Origin of the sequence: Janthinobacterium sp. SUN026 (assembly GCF_030397625.1) — a bacterium.
Lineage (GTDB): Bacteria > Pseudomonadota > Gammaproteobacteria > Burkholderiales > Burkholderiaceae_D > Janthinobacterium > Janthinobacterium kumbetense.
Genome location: NZ_JAPQNU010000001.1, coordinates 1245853 through 1267539 on the forward strand (window position 1 = coordinate 1245853; position 21687 = coordinate 1267539).

Annotated in this window: 18 protein-coding genes; 17 read left to right on the forward strand and 1 reads right to left on the reverse strand. The window is 62.9% G+C overall.

Annotation, left to right across the window (positions count from 1 at the left end; translation table 11 throughout):
* Positions 1-56: 56 nt before the first annotated feature.
* The 15 genes from zapE (at position 57) to OX459_RS05695 (ending at position 18992) form a co-directional block, all read left to right on the forward strand.
* Positions 57-1154, forward strand: a complete 1098-nt coding sequence (gene zapE, locus OX459_RS05625; protein ID WP_099667077.1) for a cell division protein ZapE — start codon at positions 57-59, stop codon at positions 1152-1154.
* A gap of 19 nt (positions 1155-1173) precedes the next feature.
* Entirely contained in the window at positions 1174-1890 is a 717-nt protein-coding gene (locus OX459_RS05630; RefSeq protein ID WP_289904151.1) for a hypothetical protein, read from the forward strand.
* Between the two features lie 138 nt (positions 1891-2028).
* Entirely contained in the window at positions 2029-2229 is a 201-nt protein-coding gene (locus tag OX459_RS05635) for a DUF465 domain-containing protein (protein WP_034752051.1), read from the forward strand.
* 94 nt (positions 2230-2323) lie between these two features.
* A complete protein-coding gene (locus OX459_RS05640) occupies positions 2324-4327 on the forward strand; it encodes an ATP-dependent DNA helicase (RefSeq protein WP_289904820.1) in 2004 nt (667 codons plus the stop codon).
* A gap of 283 nt (positions 4328-4610) precedes the next feature.
* A complete protein-coding gene (locus OX459_RS05645) occupies positions 4611-5216 on the forward strand; it encodes a toll/interleukin-1 receptor domain-containing protein (protein WP_035820738.1) in 606 nt (201 codons plus the stop codon).
* Positions 5217-5235: 19 nt separating this feature from the next.
* A complete protein-coding gene (locus tag OX459_RS05650) occupies positions 5236-7716 on the forward strand; it encodes a tetratricopeptide repeat protein (RefSeq protein ID WP_289904152.1) in 2481 nt (826 codons plus the stop codon).
* Between the two features lie 94 nt (positions 7717-7810).
* Positions 7811-8548 carry a 5'/3'-nucleotidase SurE gene (gene surE, locus OX459_RS05655; protein WP_034789072.1) on the forward strand — a complete coding sequence of 246 codons (738 nt, stop codon included), beginning with the start codon at positions 7811-7813 and terminating at the stop codon, positions 8546-8548.
* A 22-nt stretch (positions 8549-8570) separates the two neighbouring features.
* A complete protein-coding gene (locus OX459_RS05660; RefSeq protein ID WP_251350503.1) occupies positions 8571-9458 on the forward strand; it encodes a protein-L-isoaspartate(D-aspartate) O-methyltransferase in 888 nt (295 codons plus the stop codon).
* A gap of 42 nt (positions 9459-9500) precedes the next feature.
* A complete protein-coding gene (locus tag OX459_RS05665) occupies positions 9501-10418 on the forward strand; it encodes a peptidoglycan DD-metalloendopeptidase family protein (protein WP_289904153.1) in 918 nt (305 codons plus the stop codon).
* An 8-nt stretch (positions 10419-10426) separates the two neighbouring features.
* On the forward strand, positions 10427-11458 hold the full coding sequence (rpoS, locus tag OX459_RS05670) for an RNA polymerase sigma factor RpoS (RefSeq protein ID WP_077407335.1): 1032 nt from the start codon (positions 10427-10429) through the stop codon (positions 11456-11458).
* A gap of 239 nt (positions 11459-11697) precedes the next feature.
* Positions 11698-13038, forward strand: coding sequence for a 23S rRNA (uracil(1939)-C(5))-methyltransferase RlmD (rlmD, locus tag OX459_RS05675; protein WP_289904154.1), 1341 nt, complete (start codon positions 11698-11700; stop codon positions 13036-13038).
* A gap of 527 nt (positions 13039-13565) precedes the next feature.
* Positions 13566-15542, forward strand: coding sequence for a glycosyl hydrolase family 18 protein (locus OX459_RS05680; protein WP_289904156.1), 1977 nt, complete (start codon positions 13566-13568; stop codon positions 15540-15542).
* A gap of 78 nt (positions 15543-15620) precedes the next feature.
* On the forward strand, positions 15621-16673 hold the full coding sequence (locus OX459_RS05685) for a cupin-like domain-containing protein (RefSeq protein ID WP_289904158.1): 1053 nt from the start codon (positions 15621-15623) through the stop codon (positions 16671-16673).
* 299 nt (positions 16674-16972) lie between these two features.
* Positions 16973-18118, forward strand: coding sequence for a cyclopropane fatty acyl phospholipid synthase (cfa, locus tag OX459_RS05690; protein ID WP_289904821.1), 1146 nt, complete (start codon positions 16973-16975; stop codon positions 18116-18118).
* A gap of 28 nt (positions 18119-18146) precedes the next feature.
* Positions 18147-18992, forward strand: coding sequence for a LysR family transcriptional regulator (locus OX459_RS05695; protein WP_289904160.1), 846 nt, complete (start codon positions 18147-18149; stop codon positions 18990-18992).
* A gap of 65 nt (positions 18993-19057) precedes the next feature.
* On the opposite strand, the gene OX459_RS05700 is transcribed toward OX459_RS05695, so the two are convergent.
* Positions 19058-19744 (reverse strand): Bax inhibitor-1/YccA family protein, encoded by a 687-nt coding sequence (locus OX459_RS05700; protein WP_034752039.1) that lies wholly within the window; start codon positions 19742-19744, stop codon positions 19058-19060.
* Positions 19745-19965: 221 nt separating this feature from the next.
* On the opposite strand from OX459_RS05700, the gene ndk reads away from it, so the two are divergent.
* Both ndk and rlmN read left to right on the forward strand, forming a co-directional pair.
* Positions 19966-20382: a nucleoside-diphosphate kinase gene (ndk, locus tag OX459_RS05705; RefSeq protein WP_034752036.1), complete on the forward strand. Its 417-nt coding sequence runs from the start codon at positions 19966-19968 to the stop codon at positions 20380-20382.
* A 125-nt stretch (positions 20383-20507) separates the two neighbouring features.
* Positions 20508-21683, forward strand: coding sequence for a 23S rRNA (adenine(2503)-C(2))-methyltransferase RlmN (rlmN, locus tag OX459_RS05710; RefSeq protein ID WP_289904161.1), 1176 nt, complete (start codon positions 20508-20510; stop codon positions 21681-21683).
* Positions 21684-21687: the final 4 nt, after the last annotated feature.

Consider the following 21687-nt stretch of genomic DNA (forward strand, 5'->3'; position numbering starts at 1 on the left):
ACGGGGGCGCTCGCGGATTTTTTCCGCCGGCGCCCCTGTGCGTTAAAGCGAATCCCATGAACGTAGAAGAGTTTTACCAGCACGCGCTGCAGAAGCGTGATTTCAAGGCCGATGCCGCCCAACGGCGCGCGGTCGACCGCCTGCAGCTGTGCTATGACGAGTGGGTGGCCTACAAGGGCCAGCGCTCGAGCACCTTCAAGCGCCTGCTGAACCGTCCTGCCGTGCCGAAAGGCGTGTACATGTGGGGTGGGGTGGGGCGCGGCAAATCGTTCCTGATGGACAGTTTCTACTCGGTCGTGCCCCTGGTGCGCAAGACGCGCCTGCACTTCCACGAATTCATGCGCGGCGTGCACCAGCAGCTCGATGAATTGAAAGGCGTGGCCGACCCGCTCGACGAGGTGGCCAAGCGCATCGCCAAGAAATACCGTTTGATCTGTTTCGATGAATTCCACGTCTCCGACATCGCCGACGCGATGATCCTGTACAACCTGCTGTCGGCCCTGTTCGCCAACGGCGTGTCCTTCATCATGACCTCGAATTACGACCCGGACCTGCTGTATCCGGACGGCCTGCACCGCGACCGCATGCTGCCGACCATCGCGCTGCTCAAGGACAAGCTCGACGTGATGAACGTCGACGCTGGCGTCGATTACCGCGGCCGCGCGCTGGAGCAGGTGGAAAGCTACTACACGCCGCTGGGCGCGGAGACCGACAAGGCTTTGCGCGACGCTTACACGCGCATCGCCGAGACGGCAGACGAAGACGCGCGCATCCGCATCGAGAGCCGCGAAATCCATTGCCTGCGCCGCGCCGGCGGCATTATCTGGTTCGATTTCGCCACCCTGTGCGGCGGTCCCCGCTCGCAAAATGATTACCTGGAAATCGCCAGCCGCTTCCATACGGTGATATTGTCCGGCATACCGGCCATGTCGGCGGCGCAGTCGTCCGAAGCGCGCCGCTTTACCTGGCTGATCGACGTGTTTTATGACCAGAAGGTCAAGCTGATCATGTCGGCCGAAGTGGCGCCTGATGAGTTGTACACGAACGGCATGCTGGCCAACGAGTTTCACCGCACCGTTTCGCGTATCATCGAGATGCAATCGCGCGAATACATGGAAAAAGAACAGCGCGGCGCGGCCGACGCGATCGTTTGAGGCAGGGATAAGGAACATGATGGCAAATACACTATACAAGCTGGGTGCGGCGCTGGGCCTGGTCCTGGCGTTGTCCGCCTGCGCGCACCAGGGTGCCGCGGCGTTGGATGAGGTCGGCGCGCCGCAGGTGCCTGCCACCTTGTCGGTGGACGAGGCGGACGCCAAGCTGAAGCTGGTCGCCAGCGAGCGCGCGGCGGCGGAAGACGAGTTTGCCGCGCGCGAACTGGAGTGCTACGACAAGTTTTTCGTGAATAACTGCCTGGACAAGGCCAAGGAAAAGCGCCGCCTGATCCTCGTGCGCCTGCGCGCCGTCGAAGCGGAAGCGAATTACTTCAAGCGCGCCGAGTCCGTGCGTCTGCGCGATATCGACCTGGCCCGGACGCAGGAAAGTGCGCGCCTGGACGCCGAACAGCGTGCCGCGGCCTTGCCCAAGCCCGTGAAAGTGGTTGCGCCCGAGCCGGCGCCGCCCAAGCCGGAAGGCAAGAGCGTGGCCGAGCGCGAGGCTGAGCACGCGGCGAAGGTGGCGAAACAGGCTGCCGCCGACGCTGCCGATGCCCCGCGCCGCGCCGCCCGCGAAGCAGCCTATGCCCGCAAGCAGGCTGACGCCGTGGCGCGCCAGAAACGGGTGGCGCAACGTCTGGCCGAGCGTCAGGCCGAGGCGCAGGCCAAGGCTGCCAAGGCGGCCGCCGCTGCCAGCACGCCGGCCGTTGCTGTACCTGTGCCGCCGGCCAAATAACACCGCCGCGCAGGGGGCAGGCCGGAAAGGGCGTGCCCTAAGCCGCGCGGCAGGTTAAACTACGCCCACTGGCTGCCTGCGTACGCTGCGCGCGCCGGTTTCCCAACACCGTTACCAACACTGCCTGGAACGCAACACATGAGCGATGCACAGCAAATAGAGCGGCGCCTGATTGAACTCAACGTGGAACACCGCGACCTCGATGCCGTCATCGAGTTGCTGATACTCGATGGCCACCATGACGAGCTGCAACTGCGCCGCCTGAAAAAACGCAAATTGCAATTGAAGGATCACATCACCTTGCTGAAAATGCAGTTGGTGCCCGACGTTCCCGCCTGAGGGGCGCCAGTAGCGTCCAGTCCAGCCTTCACCTAAGTATATTTTGACCGATCACAATTTATTGCCCGCAAGCCCAGATGGCCAGCCTGCCGATCTGCCAGCCAGTCTGCCCGCCGAGCTCCAGGCGCCGCCTGGCAAGCATGATGCCGACATCGAGCGCCTGTTTGGCGCCGGCGGCCCGCTCGGTCCGGCCGTGGGCAGCTACAAGCCGCGCCGATCGCAAACGGAAATGGCGAAAGCCATCGCCAGCGCCATCGACAGCCAGACGACCCTGATCGCCGAGGCGGGCACGGGCACCGGCAAGACCTTCGCCTACCTGGTGCCGGCCCTGATGTGGGGCGGCAAGACCATTGTGTCCACCGGTACCAAAAACTTGCAGGATCAGCTATTCCTGCGCGATATCCCCACCGTGCGCGCCGCGCTGCAGGCGCCCGTGTCCGTCGCCTTGCTGAAGGGGCGCTCGAACTACGTCTGCCACTATCACCTGGAACGCACCCTGCAAAACGGGCGCATGACGTCGCGCGACGACGTGGGCCACCTGCGCGAAATCTCGCGCTTCATCAAGATGACCAGCTCGGGCGACAAGGCCGAGCTGACCAAGGTGCCGGAAAACGCCATGATCTGGAACCTGGTGACGTCCACGCGCGACACCTGCATGGGCGCCGAGTGCCAGTATTATCAGGATTGCTTCGTCATGAAGGCCCGCAAGGAAGCCCAGCAGGCCGACGTGGTGGTGGTCAACCACCACTTGTTCTTTGCCGACGTGGCCCTGAAGGATACTGGCGTGGCGGAATTGCTGCCCTCGGCCAACACCATCATCTTCGATGAGGCGCACCAGTTGCCCGATACGGCCACTTTGTTTTTTGGCAATACAGTGTCGACGTCGCAAATCCTGGAGCTGTGCCGCGACGTCCTGGCCGAAGGCCTCGCGCATGCGCGCGGCATCGACTGGGCCAAGACCGTCACGGTGGTGGAAAAGGCGGCACGCGACCTGCGCCTGACCTTCCCGCAGGATATCGTGCGCCTGTCCTTGCCGCAGATCGCCCCCTCGAGCGACTTTTTCCCCGCGCTCGACACCCTCAAGGATGAGCTCGACGGCATGGTGGCCGTGCTGGAAACCCAGGCGGAACGGGCGGAAACGCTGGAGCAGTGCCGCGTGCGCGGCGTCGAACTGGCGCAGCAGCTGAGCGGCTGGAAGTTCGATCCGAAAGCCAAGGTTGCGGCCGGCGAAGAAGCCGTGTTCTGGGTGGAAGCGTTTTCCAGCTCCTTGCAATTGCATAAAACACCATTGTCGATCGCGCCCATCTTCAACAACCAGCGCGAAGGCACGCCGCGCAGCTGGATTTTCACGTCCGCCACCCTGGCCGTGAAGAACGACTTCAAGCATTTTTCCGAACAGATGGGCTTGACGGGCGAACCGTCGCACACGTGGCCGAGCCCGTTCGATTATGGCCAGCAAGGCTTGCTGTTCGTGCCGCAAAACCTGCCGCAACCGAACTCGCTGGGCTACACGGACGCCGTCATCGACTGCGCTTTGCCCATCATCGAGGCGGCGGGCGGGCGCACTTTCTTCCTGTGCACCACCTTGCGCGCCGTCAAGCGCGCGGCCGAGCGCCTGGCCGACGAATTCAAGCAGCGCGGTTTGAATTTCCCCCTGTTCGTGCAGGGAGAAAAGGGGCGCACGGAATTGCTGGACCAGTTCCGCGCGGCCGGCAATGGCGTGCTGATTGGCAGCCAGAGTTTCTGGGAAGGCGTCGACGTGCGCGGCGACGCGCTGTCGCTCGTGATCATCGACAAGCTGCCGTTCGCGCCGCCCGACGATCCCGTGCTGGCGGCGCGCATCGAAGTGATGGAAAAGCAGGGCAAGAACGGTTTCATGCACCATTCGCTGCCGGAAGCCATCATCAACCTGAAGCAGGGCGCGGGCCGCCTGATCCGTGACGAGGGCGACCGGGGCGTGCTGATGATCTGCGACCCGCGCCTCATTTCCAAGCCGTACGGCAAGCGTATCTGGCAAAGCCTGCCGCCGTTCAAGCGCACGCGCGACACCGCCGAAGTGGTGGAGTTCTTCCGCAACCTGCCCGCCAAGGGCGCTTAAGTCCTCGCTTAAGTCCTGCCTGCCGGCGCCACCCGCGCGCCGGCATATTTCCCTTTGTTATCAATCACATGGCGTCTTTCGCGCGGCGCCCGCTTGCGCGCCTCGCATGCCAGGAATCGGCGCGATCGCGCCAGTTTCTGGCATTTTTCCACATGTCCAGGACGCCAGACACATCTTTGCGCCAGCGCAAACAGGCTTGTTGCCGAGCGGTCTACAGTGAGCTCATGCCTTGCAGGGTCAAGGCGCGGCGATGGCAGGGCCGCACGGGGAACAGGGGGATGCCATGGAGATCCGCTACGGCTGTTTCTTGAGCTACGCGCACGGCCAATATGCGTTCATGAACAAGTTCAAGAATGACCTCATCGAGGCGTTGGCTTGCTATCTGGAACCGCACCTGGACCGCGAGGAAGTCCTGTTCATCGACAGCGAGCAACTGGGGGGCGGCGACGATATCGACTTGCGCGTGGCGCGCGCCATGTGCCAGAGCGTGTGCATGATCGTGCTGTACACGCCCAAATATGAAGCGCACGGCTACACGCGGCGCGAATTTGCCGCCATGCAACTGATCGAGCAGGAGCGGCGCGCCTGGTACGACTTGCCCAGCCACCTGATCATTCCCATCATCATGACGCGCCATCCGGACGGCTTGCCGCCGCAAATCACGGAATCGGGGCTGTACGTGGATTTTTCCGGCTATACCCTGGCCAGCGGCGACCTGAAATCGAATCCGCAATACCTGCCCGACATCGAACGCATCGTGCAGCGCATCGCCACGCATTACCACTTGCTCAAGCGGTCAACACCGCCCGGCCACGATTGCAGCCGTTTTGTGTTGCCCGCTATTCCGCCGGAATGGCGCGCCATTCCGCCTCCCCACTTTCCACGTTAATCACGTAAAAGGTCCTGTCATGGAATGCCAACGCCTCTCCCTGCCGCCTTTGAGCGCCCCTGGCGAAGTCGTCACCTTCTACTCCTACAAGGGCGGTACCGGCCGCACCATGGCCCTGTCGAACATCGCCGTGCTGCTGGCGCGCCGCGAAAACGCCAGCGTGCCCGTGCTGATGCTGGACTGGGACATGGAAGCGCCGGGCCTGCACCATTATTTCGAACAGCACGAGGAGCGACCGGGCGTGCTCGAGTTCTTCGAGGCGTGCCGCCAGCAGCTCGAGCGCATCAGCCTGGAAACGGCGGGCGCGCGCGCCGGCGCGCAGGCCAGGGGGCGGGAAGATGGGGGGCGCGAGGATGCGGCGCTGGCCCAGCGCGTGCTCGACGCCATCGACTGGCAGCAGTACGTGGTGCGCGTCGACCAGGGCAGTCCGCTGTACCTGATGCGCGCGGGGCGCTTCGACGCCAGCTACAGCGAGCGCCTGGCGCAGATGCGCTGGGATCAGCTGTTCGACAGTTGCCCGGCCCTGTTCCGCTGCTTCGCCGATACCCTGGCCCAGCATTTCCGTTACGTGCTGGTCGATTCGCGCACGGGCCGCACGGACAGCGCCGGCATCTGCACCACCTTGCTGCCGAAAAAGCTGGTGGTGGTCTTCACGCCGAACCGGCAAAGCCTGGAGGGCGTCGACGCGCTCGTCACGCGAGCCATCGAGTACCGCCGCAGCCATGAAGACGAACAGCGCCCGCTGCTCGTGTACCCCTTGCCCTCGCGCATAGAAATGGGCGACGGCGCGCAGCGCGCCGAGTGGCGCCGCGGCGACGCGCACAAGGGCATCGCCGGCTTCCAGCCCATGTTCGAGCGCCTGTTGCGCAGCTCGTATGGCTTGCCGCAGATCGCCCTCGACAGTTATTTCGACGAAGTCCAGCTGCAGCAGACGAAAACATTTGCCTATGGCGAGCAATTGGCCGTGCGCATCGATCAGGGCGGCGACCGCTTTTCCCTCACGCGCACCTTCGAAGCCTTTTTGCACTGGCTGACGGGCGGCTACTTCCCCTGGCAATCGAGCCGTGAAATCGCCTTGCTGGGCGCCATCAGCGAAGCGCGTCAGGCCTTGCAGGCCGAACCGGGCCGCGCCGTGGCCCTGCCGCTGGCGCGCGACCTGGCGCGCCTGGGCGAGTTGTACCGCAAGGATGGCCGCAGCGGACAGGCGCTCGATGCCTTCCGCCAGAGCGTCGAGATCCGCGTGCGCCTGCTGGGCGAGGAGCATCCCGACAGCCTGGCGTGCAAGAGCGGCATGGCGCGCCTGTTGCGTCAGTTGGGCAAGCTCGAGGAAGCCCGCTTCCTGGAAGAGGACGTGCTCGACGTGCGCGAACGCGTGCTGGGCAGCGAACATCCCGACACCCTGGCCGCCCGGGCTTGCCTGGCGAAAACCCTGTTGCTGCAGGGCGAACTGGCGGCGGCGCTGCTGCTGCAGGACACGGTGCTGGCAAGCTACGCGCGCCAGTTGGGCGGCGAGCATCCGCTGACCCTGGAAGCGATGGATGGCCGCGCCGCCACCTTGCTGCGCATGGGCCGGCTGGCGCAGGCGCAGCAAGTGCTGGCCACGGTGGTGGCTGCGCGCGAACGCCTGTTCGGCGCCGAGCATGGCGATACCTTGCGCAGCAAGCTGGCCTTGGCGCAGGCGCTGGGGCGCGAAGGCGACCTGGAAGGGGCGCGGCGCCTGTTCGCTGCCGTGCTGCAGGCGCAGGAGCGGCGCCTGGGCAGCGACCATGCGGCCACCCTGTCCACGCGCGATTTGCTGGCCGACATCGTCGCCGGGCAGGGCGACTGGGCCGGCGCGCGCCAGTTGCACGAAGACCAGGTGGCGGCGCGCGAGCGCACGCACGGGCTCGATCATCCGGAAACCCTGATGAGCCAGCGCAAGCTGGCCGAGGCGCTGCTGCGGCGCGGTGAACTCGATGCGGCGCGCAGCGTGCAGGAGCAGGTGCTGGAAGTGCATGCGCGCCTGCTGGGCGAAGACCACCTCGATACCTTGCACAGCAAGACGCAACTGGCGGGCACCTTGCAGCAGCAGGGCGACAGCGCGGCGGCGCGCCTGCTGGAAGACGCCGTGCTCAGCGGCAGTGACCGGCTCTTGAACGCACCCGTCACGGGACATGCGGACAGCGTGCTGGACGGCGCGCGGCATTTGCAGGAAACCATCCTGGCCGGCCGCGCCAACGGGCACGAAGGGGCCGAGCCGGAGACCCTGGCCAGCATGATCTCTATGCTGCAAGGCATGATCGAGCGCGAACAGTATGCGCAGGCGGGTGAGCTGGCCGAACATCTGAAGTCTTGCCTGCTGCGTCCGGGCGTGCCGAGCAAGCTGCGCCGGCGCGGCATGGCGCAGCTGAAAAGAATGTACAAATTGCAAGGTGATTTGAATGCCTTGCTGGCCTTGCAGGAGGATGAAGTGCAGGCGCTGGAAGGGGCGCTGTCCGAGGCGCGCATCGAGCAGCGCTGATGCTGCGCGCCATGTCCGCGCGGCGGCACAAATAATGCAGTCTATCGGCGTGCGGTACGCGCAGTGTTGGCATTGCTTCAGGTAAAATCTCGTTATGAGAATTCTTATCAGTAACGACGACGGCTACCTGGCGCCTGGCCTGGCGGCCCTGGCCGACGCGCTCGCCCCTATTGCCGACATCGTCGTGGTGGCGCCCGACAGCAACCGTTCGGGCGCGTCCAATTCGCTGTCCCTGGACCGGCCCCTGTCCGTGCACAAGGCCGCCAACGGCTTTTATTTTGTCAACGGCACGCCCACCGACTGCGTGCACGTGGCGCTGACGGGCATGCTGATCGAGCGCCCCGACCTGGTGGTCTCGGGCATCAACAACGGCCCCAACATGGGCGACGACACCCTGTATTCGGGTACCGTGGCCGCCGCCACGGAAGGTTATCTGTTCGGCATTCCCGCCATCGCCTTTTCCCAGTCGCAGTTCGGCTGGGCCAACCTGGACGCGGCCGCCCGCGTGGCGAGGGAAATCGTCGAGCGCCAGTTTGACGCCTTGCAGAAACCGTATCTGCTGAACGTGAATATCCCGGCGATTCCTTACGAGCAAATGCAAGGCGTGGTGGCCACGCGCCTGGGCAAGCGCCATTCGGCCGAACCCGTGATCCGCGCGCTCGACCCCCGCGGCCGTGAAATCTTCTGGATCGGCCCCGCCGGCGCCGCCAAGGAAGGGGGGCCGGGCACGGACTTCCATGCTGTTGAACATGGGCAAGTATCGATCACGCCGTTGCAGATCGACCTGACCCATACCACCCAACTCGATGCACTGGCAAAAGGCCTGGCATGACCGCTCACGATGACCGACAACCATGACCGATAAGCCGCGCACCTTCCCCCTGTCCCTCGATTCGCTGGCCGGCAAGCCCGCCAGGCAGGGCGGGGGGCAGTCGCTGGCCCAGTCCAGGATCGCCACGCCGCAGACGGCCACGCAGAATGCGGCGCAGAGCGCGGCGCGCGGCGGGGCGCCGCACCATGGCGCTGTGCCTATCGCCCCGTCGCGGGCCCAGGCCATCGCCAATGAGCGGGCGCAGCCGGTGGCGGTGTCGCCGCCGCGGCAAAATCCGCTCGTTTCGGAGGCCGTGCGCCGTGCCATGGTGGCGCGCATCGCGAAACAGGGCGTCAAGGACCAGGTGGTGCTGGACGCCATGCAAGCCGTGCCGCGCCACATGTTCATGGACGAGGCGCTGGCGTCGCAGGCGTATATCGACGCTTCGCTGCCCATCGGCCACCACCAGACCATTTCGCAGCCGTACATCGTGGCGCGCATGATCGAAGTGATGCGCCAGGGCGGGGCGTTGCAGCGCGTGCTGGAAATCGGCACGGGCTGCGGTTACCAGGCGGCGGTGCTGTCGCTGGTGGCGAAAGAGGTGTATTCGATCGAGCGCATCCGGCCCCTGCACGAGCTGGCGAAGGCGAATTTGCGCCCGCTGCGCGTGTCGAATCTGCGCTTGCAGTACGGAGATGGTATGCTTGGCCTGCCGCAGGCGGCGCCCTTCGACGGGATCATCCTTGCCGCAGCCGGCCTGGAAGTCCCGCAAGCCCTGCTGGAACAGCTGGCGCCCGGCGGGCGTCTGGTTGCGCCGGTGGGGGCTAAATTGCAACACTTACAACTCATTACCCGGGTGGGGAAAATGGAATGGACTAGCCAAACCCTGGAAGATTGCCATTTCGTACCTTTGCGCCCGGGCACCATATGATCCCCGGATCAGCTAGCAAGCAGGACATATAAATACATGCGAATGATTAAGAAAAGTAACATACTTCTATGTGGCATCACCTTGGCCGCGCTGTTGAGCGGTTGCGGCACGACGGGCGTCCAGGCGCCCGTCGTCGAGCGCCACCCCTCGAGCAGCAGCGCCGCCGCCAGCGATCCGCGCGACCGCGACCCGGCCTATTACACGGTCAAGCGTGGCGACACCCTGCTGCGCATCGCCCTCGAGCACGGGCAGAATTACCGCGACCTGGTGGCCTGGAATGACTTGAGCAACCCGAACGACATCAAGGTCGACCAGGTGCTGCGCGTGTTGCCGCCGAATGGCGACACGGGCGGCGCGCAAACGTCGGCCATCGTCATGCCGCCAGCGACGGAAGTCAAGCCGGCCGCGCCTGTCGTACCGAAGAAAACGGGCCCGCGCGGCGAGAAGCGTGCGTATTCCGACGCCACCCTGGCCGAATTGCGTGCCGATGGCGGCACGGGCGACGCCAAGCCTGCGCCAGCCCCGGCGGCAACCGTCGCCGCCGCACCGGCCGCCGCCGCGGCAGCCCCTGCGGCATCGGCGCCTGGCGACGACAAGATCAGCTGGATGTGGCCTTCCGAAGGCAAGGTCATCGGTACTTTCGACGAAGGCAAGAACAAGGGCGTCGATATCGCCGGCAAGGCGGGCCAGCAAGTGGTGGCCGCCGGCGCGGGAAAAGTCATGTATGCCGGGAGCGGAATCCGTGGTTATGGTAATCTTGTCATCGTGAAGCACAGTAATAGTTTATTGTCGGCGTATGCGCATAACCGCAGCATCCTGGTGAAGGAAGGGCAGAACGTCAACAAAGGCCAGGCCATCGCCGAAATGGGCGATTCCGATGCCGACCGCGTGAAGCTGCACTTTGAAATCCGCCAGCAGGGCAAGCCTGTCGACCCTTCGAAATTCCTGCCTAACCGTTAGGTAAAGCAATGACACACGCGCCGCACGACCAGCTGGACGATGACCCGGAACTGCCGGAAGACGGGGCAGACGAAGTCGTGACGGACGATGCCGGCGAACTTGACGGCATCGACGCCGTCGACGCGGGCGAAGGCGGCGAGGTGGCCAGCGTCAGCGTGCTGGTCGAAAGTGTCGATGAATTGAAAAAAGTGCTGGCGGCCGAGCTGTCGACCGATACCACCCAGCACTATCTGAACCAGATCGGCACGCGGCCCCTGCTGACGGCGGCGCAAGAGGTGCATTACGCCACCCTCGCCAAGCAGGGCAATTTCGAAGCCCGGCAAACCATGATCGAGCACAACCTGCGCCTGGTCGTGTCGATCGCCAAACACTACATCAACCGCGGCGTGGTCTTGCTCGACATGATAGAGGAAGGCAACATCGGCCTGATGCGGGCCATCGACAAGTTCGAGCCAGAGCGCGGTTTCCGTTTCTCTACCTACGCCACCTGGTGGATACGCCAGAGCATCGAGCGCGCCATCATGAACCAGGCGCGCACGGTGCGCCTGCCCGTGCACATGGTGCGCGAACTGAATCAAATTCTGCGCGGCAAGTACCACCTGGAAGCCCAGCACCACGACGGCAAGGATGCCACCGCGGAAGATATCGCCCATCTGGTGGGCCGTCCCGTGGAAGAGGTGCAGGATATCCTGGCCCTGTCCGAGCACGCCACTTCGCTCGACGCGCCGCTCGACAACGACCCGCAATCGTCGCTGATGGACATGTTGCCCGGCGCCAGCGAAGACAGCCCCGACGCGCGCGCGGAACACCATGAAATGACGGTGCTGGTGCGCGACTGGCTGACCAAGCTGCCCGACAAGCAGCGCGTCGTCATCATGCGCCGTTTCGGCCTCGACAACGATGACCCTGCTACCCTGGAAACCCTGGCCGAGGAAATGGGCGTGACGCGCGAGCGGGTGCGCCAGATCCAGCAAGAAGCCTTGATCAAGCTCAAACGGGCCATGGCGGCACGCGGCGTCGTGCGCGACTCCCTGCTGTAGCAAGTCTGATAAAACGCCCATGGCGGCGTTGCATGGCCTCGCCGTACTGGCGTACTGTCTTCGGCCACGCGCCTTGCCCTGCGCATTTTCTCAGGCTTGCTGCCCGGTGCGGGCTTGAGCGGCTTTTGCCTGTCGCGATCTGCTATCATACGCCCCGCTCGCGGCGCCTGACCTTTCCCCCATTCTTTCAAGTTCCAGCGCGGCCCTGCGTCCTGGCCCACTCTTACCTATTGATCGCTATGCAAGAAAATATCATCGAAATCAAATCGCTCGACATGGACGCCCGTGGCGTTGGCCATATTGAGAACGAAGACGGCTCGCCGGGCAAGGTCGTGTTTGTCGAAGGCGCGTTGCCGGGCGAGCGCGTCAGCTTTGTGACGTTCAAGAAAAAGAAGAACTGGGAAATGGCCCGCATGACGGCGCTGCACCGCGAATCGTCCATGCGCGTGACGCCCAAGTGCAAGCATTTCGACAATTGCGGCGGCTGCTCGATGCAGCACCTGGAGCCGTCGGCGCAGGTGGCGATCAAGCAGCGCGTGCTGGAAGACAACTTGTGGCATATCGGCAAGGTGCGTCCGCAAAGCATCATGCGCCCGATGTATGGCCCGACGTGGGGTTACCGCTACCGCGCGCGCCTGTCCGTGCGCCACGTCAAGAAGAAAGACGCCGTGCTGGTGGGCTTCCATGAAAAGAAATCGGCGTTCGTGGCCGACATGGATAGCTGTGAAATCTTGCCGCCGCACATCTCCGCCATGCTGCTGCCGCTGCGCGGATTGATTGCTTCGCTGTCCATCTTCGACCAGATGCCGCAGATCGAGCTGGCCGTGGGCGAAGACGTCACCGCCATGGTCTTGCGCATCATGGCGCCATTGACGGCGGATGACGAAACGAAATTGAAGGCCTTTGCCGACGAATACGGCGTGCAATGGTGGCTGCAGGTGAAAGGCCCGGAAACGGCCGTGCCGTTCTATCCGCTGGACAAGCAATTGCACTACCTGCTGCCGGAATTCGGCGTCAAGATGCCGTTCAAGCCCGTCGATTTTACCCAGGTGAACCACCACATCAACCGCGTGCTGGTATCGAAAGCCCTGCGTTTGCTGGAAGTGCAGCCGACGGACCGCGTGGCCGACCTGTTCTGCGGCCTGGGCAATTTCACCTTGCCGCTGGCCACGCAAGGCAGCGAAGTGGTGGGCATCGAAGGCAGCACCACCCTGACGGAGCGGGCGCTGGAAAACGCGCTGGCCAATGGCCTTGCGGAAAAAACCTCGTTCTCCACGCGCAACCTGTTCGAAGTGACGACGGACGACCTGATCGCGCTGGGCAAGTTCGACCGCATCCTCATCGACCCGCCGCGCGATGGCGCCATGGCCCTGTGCCAGGCGCTGGTCGGCCTGTCGCAAGTGCGTCCGGACCTGCTGCCGAAACGCATCGTGTATGTGTCGTGCAGCCCGTCCACCCTGGCGCGCGATGCCGGCATCCTGGCGCTGGAAGCCGGCTATGTGCTGAGCAAGGCGGGCGTGGTGAACATGTTCCCGCATACTTCTCACGTGGAATCGATGGCGGTGTTTGATTTGATCTGAGGGCACACCTGATAAAACGTCCATAGCTGCGTTGCCTTGCCTAGCCGTACTTGCGTACTGTCTTTGGCAAGGCGTCTTGCCCTGAACGTAGAAAAACGTCCATAGCTGCGTTGCCTTGCCTAGCCGTACTATTCGTACTGTCTTCGGCAAGGCGCCTTGCTCTGAACGTTTTTCAGGCACGCCGAGGCTATTCACGGCGCTTACACAAATTCTGCCTTTTCTCCTGACTCCACGGCAATACCACTTACAGCGTGTTATAAAACTGGTCTGTCTTTTCCCGATCCAGCGTCTTTTTTCATCTTTCCCCTGCCGTTTTTTTGCTTGTCCAGTAGGACAACGCGCCGTCCGTCTCCGCCGTGATGCTTTCTGCGTAAAGTGGTATTGCCCACTTTGAGGCCACTTCAAAACCACTTGACCGCCTATTTTTTCAGCAGCATGCTGTTCTTGCAACTGCAAAAAACAAAATCACAGGGTAGCTTTTTCATTGAAGCAGAGTGGTATTTCCGCAAACCTGAACAGGAGACAACGTGGAAAATTTAATACTCAAGAAAACGATCAGGAACATGATGGTGTGTCTGGCCAGCGGTGGCGTGCTGGCGGCCTGCGGCGGCGGTGGTGACGCCGGCGCGCCGGCCGGTTCGCAATTGCTGGCGGCCAGCACGGTGGTCGCGTGCGTGCCGTGGCAAGAGGGCGGCACGTATAACGCGGGCACGGTGGTCACCTACCTGGGCGCCAACTACACGGCCCTGGTGACGCAGACCGATCACGTGGGCTCGGGTTGGAACCCCGTCGCCACGCCGAGCCTGTGGAGCGCAGGCGGCACGTGCGATGGCGGCACCACGCCAACGCCTACGCCGACACCAACGCCGACCCCGACGCCCACACCCACGCCGACACCGGCGCCTACCCCGAATCCGACGCCCACCCCGACGCCAACGCCGACCGGCGGCACGTGCGCGCTGGCGTGGGTGGCCGGCACGGCCTACAGCGCGGGCGCCACCGTCAGCTATGCGGGCACGAATTACCGCGCCAATTACTGGACGCAGGGCGATAATCCGTCGACCAGCAGCGGCGCCGCCGGCACGGGCAAGCCATGGACCAGCCTGGAGATCTGCAGCACCACGCCGACACCGACACCGACGCCGACACCGACGCCGACGCCGACACCGACACCGACGCCTACTCCAACACCGACACCGACGCCGACGCCGACGCCGACGCCAACTCCGACGCCAACGGGCCGCGAAGTCGGTTCCTATTTCGCCCAATGGGGCGTGTATGGCCGCGACTATGAAGTGGCGAACGTGCATACCAGCGGCGTGGCCGACAAGTTGACCTTCATCAACTACGCTTTCGGCAATATCTATCCGAAAAACGGCGGCTATGAATGCGCCATGATCACCAAGACGGAGCCGGGTGCGACGAATCCGAATTCGCCGGATGCGGGTACGGGCGGCGATGCCGAGGCCGACTACATCCGCACGCCGAAACGCACCGTCGATGGCCAGGCGATTCCTTGGGACGCACCGTTGTCGGGCAACTTCCTGCAGTTGAAAAAGCTAAAAGCGGCGCACCCGAACTTGAAACTGTTCATCTCGCTGGGCGGCTGGAGTTGGTCGAAGAACTTCTCCGTCGGTTCCGCCACGGATGCGCTGCGCAAGCAGATGGTGCGCTCGTGCATCGACATCTACATCAAGGGCAACCTGCCGGTGCAGGGCGGTCGCGGCGGCGTGGGCGCGGCGGCGAATATCTTTGACGGCATCGACATCGACTGGGAATATCCGGTCGGCGGCGGCCAGCCGTACAACACGGTCAGCCCCAACGACAAGCGCAATTTCACCTTGCTGATGGCGGAATTCCGTGCCCAGCTCGATGCGCTCGGCGCAGCCAACGGCAAGCGCTACCTGTTGACGGCCGCGGTCGGTGCCGGCAAGGACAAGATCGACAACACGGAACCGGCCCTGTACTCGCAGTACATGGATTGGATCAACCTGATGACCTACGACTTCCACGGCGGATGGGAAAACAGCACCAACTTCAACGCCCAGCTGTTTGCCGACCCTGCCGATCCATCGACGGGCATGGCGCGCGAATACGTGGGCGACAAGGCGGTGCAGTACATGATTGCCGCCGGCGTGCCGCGCGACAAGCTGCTGCTGGGCATACCGTTCTATGGCCGCGGCTGGACGGGCGTGGCGCCGGGGCCGAATGGCGATGGCCTGTACCAGGCGGCCACGGGCACGGCGCCGGGCACCTACGAGTCGGGCATCGAGGACTATAAAATCCTCGTCGCCAAGGCCGGCACGCGCTACTACCATCCCGTGACCAAGCAGCTGTACCTGTACACGGGTGCGGGCGGCCAGTGGTGGAGCTATGACGATCCGACCGTCATCGGCACCAAGGTGAAATACGTCAAGGACCAGGGCTTGCGCGGCGCGTTCTCGTGGGAACTCGATGGCGACGCGAATGGCGTGCTGGCAACCGAGGTGTGGAAAGTGCGGTAATGTTGATGTAGCGTAAGACGCGGCCGGATAGCCATGCTGTCCGGCCGTGTATTCATATAAAAACACGGGAGGCGGGCGATGGCGGCGGTATCGACATTCGGAGTCAAGCAGAAGCAGCAACAGGAGCAGCAGGAGCAGGAGCTGAGCCGCGAGTGGCGCAGCTGGATCGCGGAAAACCTCATGCTGGGCAGCCATCCGTCGGCGCTGATGCCGGTGCTGCAGCAGGCCGGCATCGCGGAGCCCCTGGCGCGCCGCGAAATCGAGCTGGCGCTGCAGAGTCCCTACCTGGCCGGCGCCGTGCGCCTGTCGAACCGCCTGGCCAAGCGCGACTGGGTGATCGACATCCAGCGCAAGCTGAACCACCTGCGCACCCCCGAGATTCCCCGCCGCGACAGGCTGTCCGCGCAGGAATTCCTGGACGAATACTATTCCACCAACCAGCCCGTCATCATCACGGGCATGATGGACGACTGGCCCGCCCTGCGCAAATGGAGTCCGGCATATTTCCGCGAGCATTACGCGCAGCGCGAGGTGGAAGTGCAGTTCGGCCGCGAAGCGGATGCCCAGTATGAAATGAACAGCGTGGCGCACAAGCGCAAGATGGCGTTCGGCGAGTACGCCAGCCTGGTCGAGGCCAGCGGCTCGACCAACGATTTCTACATGACGGCGAATAACAATTCGCAGAACCGGCAAGCCTTGCGCGAGCTGTGGGACGATATCGGCCAGCTGCCCGAATACCTGGAACAGGGTGGCGGGCCTACGGGTTTCCTGTGGTTCGGCCCGGCCGGCACGGTGACGCCATTCCACCACGACCTGACGAACAACTTCATGGCCCAGGTCAAGGGGCGCAAGCGCCTGCGCATCATGGCCGCCTGCGAGGTGGCGCGCGTGTACAACCAGCGCCACTGCTTTACGCCCGTCGACGGGCGCGACATCGACCTGCGGCGCTACCCGCTGATGGCCGACGTGCAAGTGCGCGAATGCGTGCTGGCGCCGGGCGAGATCCTGTTCCTGCCCGTCGGCTGCTGGCATTTCGTCGAAGCGCTCGACGTATCGATGACGGTGGCGTTTACCAATTTCAAATGGGATAACGATTTTTACAGCAAGTATCCATCGAATCACGACTTTTGATCGTGGCGCCGCATGGCGCGAACCTGCCGCGAACAGCCGCCTTACGGGCGGCTTTTTGCATGTTACGGGGCCATACTTGTATAAAATATTTCCACAAAATAATTGATTCAAATCATTTTGCAGCAATTATTTTGATATGAATGACCATGATGTTTCATTATCCAGATGGCGATGGCGGGCGGATAATTTTATGGCTGGCGCGGAGCCGGGCCGCTGATGGGATTTGCCGGCGCGCGCCAGCACCGACAACCATCTGGAGGCGGCAGGGCATGAACACGCAGCACACGACACAAGCAGCAATGCAGTTGCAGCAAACACCGAAAATCACCGTGGACACGCGGCTGACGCGCGAAGCGGCCGAATTGCTGGCGAAGGCCGACATCCATTTGAATGGCCGCGCCGCCTGGGACATGCAGCTGCGCAAACCGGGCGTGCCGGAGCGCGCCTTCGCCAGCGGCAACCTGGGCCTGGGCGAAGCGTACATGGATGGCGACTGGGATGCGCAGCAGCTCGATGAATTCTTTTGCCATTTGCTGCGCGCCAGGGTGGCCGACGATGTGCGCCCCATGCGCCTGGCCTTTCACGCCCTGTACGCGCGCCTGTTCAACTTGCAGACGGAGCGCCGCGCCTGGATGGTGGGCAAGGAACACTATGACCTGGGCAATGCCTTCTATGCGGCCATGCTCGATCCGCGCATGACTTATACGTGCGGCTACTGGAAGGATGCCGGCAACCTGGCCGAGGCGCAGGAAGCGAAGCTCGATTTGATCTGCCGCAAGCTCGGGCTGGAACCGGGCATGCGCGTGCTCGACATCGGCTGCGGCTGGGGCAGTTTCATGCGCTATGCGGCGGAGAAATACCAGGTGCAGTGCGTGGGCGTGACGATCTCGAAGGAGCAGGCCGCGTATGCGCGCAGCATGCCGGGCGGCGAGCGCCTGGACTTCCGCCTGCAGGATTACCGCGACACCGATGAAAAATTCGACCGCATCGTCAGCATCGGCATGTTCGAACACGTGGGCCACAAGAACCACCGCACCTTCATGGAAGTGGCGCACCGCTGCCTGGAAGACGATGGCCTGTTCCTGCTGCACACGATCGGCAAGAACAAGCGCCATTCCACGTGCGACCCGTGGATCGACAAATACATCTTCCCGAACGGTGACTTGCCGTCGCTGGGCCAGATCGGCGACGCCATGGACGATTTATTTGTGGCCGAAGACTTGCACAACTTCGGCGCCGACTACGACAAGACCCTGATGGCCTGGCATGCGAATTTCGAGCAGGCGTGGCCCCGCTTTGCCGCCCAGCTGGGCGAACGCTTCCACCGCATGTGGTCATACTATCTGCTGTCCTGCGCGGGCGCCTTCCGCGCGCGCGATTTGCAGCTGTGGCAATGGGTCTTGTCGAAACAGGGCGTATTGGGCGGCTATGAGCGTGTCAGTTGAGATGTGCGGCAACTGATATGATGGATTGATGGATATCAATCAAGCGCGTACCTTCCTGGAAGTGGCTTCCTGCGGCAGCTTCATCATGGCCGCCGAACGCATGCACGTGACGCAGACGGCCGTCAGCGCCCGCATCCGTACCCTGGAGCAGCAGCTGGGGCGCCAATTGTTCGTGCGCAACAAGGCGGGCGCGCGCCTGACGCCGGCCGGCGAGCGCTTCATGCGCCACGCGGCCACCATGGTGCAGGTGTGGGAGCGGGCGCGCCACCAGGTGGCCTTGCCGCCGGGGCGCGACGACGCCGTCAGCATCGGCTGCGAGTTGAGCTTGTGGCAGCCGCTGCTCGGCGACTGGCTGATACGCATGAGCCGCGACTGTCCCGAGATCGCCTTGCGCGCGGAAGTCGACAGTCCCGCGCGCCTGCTCGACGCCGTGCACGATGGCTCGCTCGACCTGGCCGTGCTGTACAACCCGCCCCAGCGTCCGGGCCTGGCCAGCGAATTGCTGGCCGAGGAAAAGCTGGTGATGGTGACCACGCGCGATGACGGCCAGATGCAGGCCGATACGTATGTGTACGTGGACTGGGGCCCCAGCTTCGCCGCCAATCACCAGGCCGCGTATCCGGAGCTGAGCAGCCCTCCCATCTCGATCTCGTTGGGGCCGCTGGCGCTCGTCTACCTGCTGGACGTGGGTGGCGCCAGTTACTTCCGTATCGGCAGCGCGCAGCCCTATCTCGATGCGGGCCTCCTGTTCCGCGTGCGCGACGCGCCCGAATTCTCGCATTCCGCCTACGCCGTGTATGCGGCCCAGCGCGACAACCCGACCCTGGACCGCGCCCGCGCCTGCCTGCTGGAGGTGGCGGAAAAGGTGAAGTGAAGCTGCAGACGTAAAAAAGCCGACCCGTGGGTCGGCTTTTATTTTCATGCGCATAAGCGCAGCGCTTAGTCGCGGCTGCCGCCAGCGAAGCCCAGCAAGGAGAGCAGGCTGGTGAAGATGTTGTACACGTCCAGGTAGATGCGCAGGGTGGCCGAGATGTAGTTGGTCTCGCCGCCGTTGATGATTTGCTGCACGTCATACAGGATGTAAGCCGAGAAGATGGCGATGGCGACCATGGAGATCACGATCGACAGTGCCGACAGGCCCAGGAAGATGTTCGCCACCGATGCCAGGATCAGCACGATCACGCCGGCGAACAGCCATTTGCCCATGGCGGAGAAGTCGCGCTTCGAGACCGTGGCGATGGTCGCCATCACGGCCAGGATGGTGGCCGTGCCGCCGAATGCCGTCATGATCAGCATGCCGCCGTTCGAATAGCCCAGGGTACGCGTCAGGATAGGCGTGAGCATCAGGCCCATGAAGAAGGTAAAGCCCAGCAGGACGGCGACGCCCAGGCCCGAGTTCTTGGTCTTTTCAATCGCGTACATGAAGCCGAAAGCGACGGCCATGAAGATGATGAAACCCATGCCGCCGGTCAGCATCGGCAAATGCATCTGCACGCCGATGAAGGCGCCCAGCACGGTCGGGATCATGGACAGCGCCAGCAGCCAGTAAGTGTTGCGCAAGACCTGATGGCGGACTTGCTGCATGCCCCCCGACAGGTCAAAGGTGCGTTGCATGTTCTGATTCATAGTGCCTCCGTGTTGTCAATTCAAATTACTGCTTTGCCCAAGGATAGCATGAGGGCCGGAATTTGCCAAAAAAGCAGCTTAAGATTTCATTAAACGGGGGCAGGGCGGCAAGATGCCCCCTGCCTGTCTGGGTGATATGGGGTGGAGTATGGTAAAATCAAAGGTTGATTGAGTTATCAATTTACCGTTTTAAACCTTACTTTTTATTGGAGTTTTCACACATGGCAATCGAACGCACCCTGTCGATCATCAAACCAGACGCAGTTGCAAAAAACGTAATCGGTCAAATCTACTCCCGTTTTGAAAACGCTGGCCTGAAAATCGTTGCAGCACGCATGACCCAACTGTCGCGCGAACAAGCTGAAGGCTTCTACGCAGCGCACAAAGAACGCGGCTTCTTCAAGGATCTGGTCGACTTCATGGTTTCCGGTCCAGTCATGATCCAAGCCCTGGAAGGCGAAAACGCCGTTCTGGCCCACCGTGACCTGATGGGCGCGACCGATCCGAAGAAAGCAGAAAAAGGCACGATCCGCGCCGATTTCGCCGATTCGATCGACGCTAACGCCGTACACGGTTCCGACGCTGTCGAAGCTGCTAAAGTGGAAATCGCTTACTTCTTCCCAGAACTGAAGGCTTAATTGCCTTAGATAACGTTATTTCCTGGCGTTATCTGTGAAATAACTTATCACCCCCTGTTCCCGCTGCGCTGTGGAGTTTTCGCTCCGGATGCGCGCGGGGACGGATTTTTAGAATAGACATGATCATGAATACGACGACCCTCACCAACTTGCTGGACCTTGATCCCGCGCAACTCATCGCCTACTGCGCCGAGTTGGGAGAGAAACCGTTTCGTGCGAAACAATTGCAACGTTGGATACACCAGTTCGGCGCTTCCGATTTCGACGCCATGACGGACCTGGCCAAGTCGCTGCGCGACAAGCTGGCCACGCGCGCCGAAGTGCGCGCCCCGGCCATCATCAGCGACCACACGTCGACGGACGGTACGCGCAAGTGGCTGGTCGACGTGGGCAATGGCAATGCCGTGGAAACCGTGTTCATTCCGGAAGAAAACCGCGGCACCCTGTGCATCTCGACCCAGGCCGGCTGCGCCGTGAATTGCCGTTTCTGCTCGACGGGCAAGCAAGGCTTCAACCGCAACCTGTCCGTGGGCGAGATCATCGGCCAGCTGTGGATGGCGGAATTCGAATTGCGCCGCACCAAGGGCATCGAGCCGGGCCCGAAAGGCGAGCGCCAGATCACCAACGTGGTGATGATGGGCATGGGCGAGCCCCTGCTGAACTTTGAGCCGACCGTCACGGCCCTGAAATTGATGCTCGACGACAACGCCTACGGCCTGTCGCGCCGCCGCGTGACCCTGTCGACGTCGGGTGTGGTACCGATGATGGACAAACTGTCGCAGGAAGTGCCGGTGGCCCTGGCCGTTTCGCTGCACGCCTCGAACGATGCCTTGCGCGACGGTTTGATTCCACTGAACAAGAAATACCCGCTGAAGGAATTGATGGCGGCCTGCAAGCGCTACCTGGAATTCGCCCCGCGCGATTTCATCACCTTCGAATACTGCATGCTGGACGGCGTCAACGACAGCGACGAGCACGCGCGCGAACTGCTGGCGCTGGTGCAAGACCGCGAGTTCGGCGTGAACTGCAAGTTCAACCTGATCCCGTTCAATCCTTTCCCCGAGTCGGGCCTGTTCCGCTCGAAAAACCCGCGCATCAAGTCCTTTGCCCAGGTGCTGATGGATGGCGGCATCATCACCACCGTGCGCAAGACGCGCGGCGACGATATCGATGCGGCCTGCGGCCAGCTGGCCGGCGAAGTCAAGGACCGCACGCGGGTGCAGGAGCGCATGGAAAAGATGACTGAGTATCAACAAAAATTTGGCGCCAATTTCGGCAAGATCGTGGAAATCCGCTCCTGATGAG